Origin of the sequence: Mesorhizobium sp. M1A.T.Ca.IN.004.03.1.1 (assembly GCF_003997555.1) — a bacterium.
Taxonomy (GTDB): domain Bacteria; phylum Pseudomonadota; class Alphaproteobacteria; order Rhizobiales; family Rhizobiaceae; genus Mesorhizobium.
In genome coordinates this window covers 1-264 of record NZ_RZTV01000468.1, presented here as the reverse complement: position 1 = coordinate 264, position 264 = coordinate 1, and the positions used below count along the sequence as shown (strand labels likewise).

The window sequence follows — 264 nt, the reverse complement described above, 5'->3', positions numbered from 1 at the left end:
GATCCGGCAGGTTACGGCCGGCTGGGTGGCCGGATGCCGAAAGGGGTGCTGCTCGTCGGCCCACCTGGTACCGGCAAGACCCTGCTGGCGCGCGCAGTCGCAGGGGAGGCCGGTGTACCATTTTTCTCGATTTCCGGCTCCGAATTTGTCGAGATGTTCGTCGGCGTCGGTGCTGCGCGCGTCCGCGATCTCTTTGAACAGGCGCGCGCCAAGGCGCCGGCCATCATCTTCATCGATGAGCTCGATGCACTCGGCCGCGCCCGC

Annotated in this window: 1 protein-coding gene; it reads left to right on the top strand. The window is 66.7% G+C overall.

What is annotated here, in order from left to right; genetic code table 11:
- On the top strand, positions 1-264 hold a 264-nt coding region (locus tag EOD29_RS32470), incomplete at both ends, for an AAA family ATPase (RefSeq protein ID WP_127248850.1).